The sequence below is a fragment of the Candidatus Nitrosotalea sp. FS genome, assembly GCF_011319475.1.
GTDB lineage: Archaea > Thermoproteota > Nitrososphaeria > Nitrososphaerales > Nitrosopumilaceae > Nitrosotalea.
This window is the reverse complement of record NZ_RCMC01000233.1, coordinates 1-1,344: the sequence shown is the minus strand read 5'-3', so window position 1 is coordinate 1,344 and position 1,344 is coordinate 1. Positions and strand designations below refer to the sequence as shown.

3 protein-coding genes are annotated in these 1,344 nt (G+C 38.5%); all 3 read right to left on the bottom strand.

The window, feature by feature from the left end:
- Window positions 1-515: hypothetical protein (locus DYY66_RS08775; RefSeq protein ID WP_166288271.1), on the bottom strand; the 515-nt coding region annotated here is incomplete at its 3' end.
- A gap of 12 nt (window positions 516-527) precedes the next feature.
- On the bottom strand, window positions 528-1,028 hold the full coding sequence (locus DYY66_RS08770) for a helix-turn-helix domain-containing protein (protein WP_166288268.1): 501 nt from the start codon (window positions 1,026-1,028) through the stop codon (window positions 528-530).
- A 117-nt stretch (window positions 1,029-1,145) separates the two neighbouring features.
- Window positions 1,146-1,344: hypothetical protein (locus tag DYY66_RS08765; RefSeq protein WP_218583691.1), on the bottom strand; the 199-nt coding region annotated here is incomplete at its 5' end.

Genomic DNA, 1,344 nt, shown 5'->3' with positions numbered 1-1,344 from the left:
TATACATTATCAATAGAATCTGAGAATATTCCAAGTAATGCGATGCTCTGCTCCATGTCTCTCTGGGGGTTGCTCTTCCAGAACTTGGCAGAGTACAGCCTGTTTTGAATCAAATCCTCTGGCGCTGCCACTTTTAACTCGTAATTTTTCACCCTGAATTTCTTTAATCTGCTGGAATCTCCACTGTAAGACTTGTCTATTACTTGGACTATTATGTTTAGATCGCTGTTGAACCACAACTGATTTCCTTGTTTTCCAAACCCAAATTTATTGAGTAATTTTTCAGTTATTGTCTTGTTGTCCACCACTAGATCAATATCTGAAGTAGCAAAGTTTCCTGCTGTATACAGATCTATTGCCTCTCCGCCCACAAGTATGGCGTCTACACTATTTTCTTTTAGCTTTGATGTAAGAACCCCTAAAAAGAGTATCCTTCTTCGAAACAGATCCCGCTCTTCCTTGATCTCCTTGTATTCTGGGGATGTCTTGAATCTAGTACGTGTATTCTCTACCAATCTTATGCATCCCTATTCATTTAGAATAAACACATTACCTTTATGTTCAAATAATTTACCAAATCCTATCTTTGATGATATCACAAGTGCAGTTAGCTCTCCTGGTGTTCTTTTAGACAAGAGTTTGTCAATATTTTGGGTTTGGACTTTATCTCGGATTTTTGATTCATTTGATTTATCAAGTCTTGTAATCTTTGCCATTCGCTTGGCTTGCATCTTGGGAGATAGCCAGTCTTCTAGATCATCTGGATCTTTTTGTTTTAATGAATGCATAAATTTAGCAGCAGCTCTTCCCGGTCCGCTTGAAAGTCTGTAAAATGTCCTGTTACGTTGTCTTGTTTCAGATTTGACAATTCCAAACTCCAAAAATTCTGTTAAACAGCGGTATGTGGCAGCAGGGTCTAGTCCTCTGGTTAGGGCAATATGGTGTGCTGTAATGGATTGCTTGGCCTCTGCTAATGTTTCAAGTATGGTGAATCTAGTACTTCCTCCAAACAACATCTCTACTTTCATTTTTCAGATTGATATGGCACCTGCTCCCATATAAGGACTTAGATTTAAAATCTAAGTATACATGTTTTAGAAAGAGCTTGATTATGAACAGGTCTAATATCCAAATGACAAAGACTGTTACTTGTCTCCAACAAAAGGACTGAATCTGTAATCGTTATCGTCTTTTTTTACATATGGCGCAGGCTCGATGCTTTCTATTGCACCCGTAGGAATAACCACACGAAAACAACCATCTTCATTGTCTCCAGTTCGCATCCAGTCGTTGGTGACACGATCAAGTTTTCTACAGTTCTGCAATTCAAAGGATACATCATCG

Coding starts and splice junctions, on each gene's coding strand:
- DYY66_RS08770 (WP_166288268.1), bottom strand. CDS start 1,028: ATGAAAGTAGAGATGTTGTTTGGAGGAAGTACTAGATTCACCATACTT.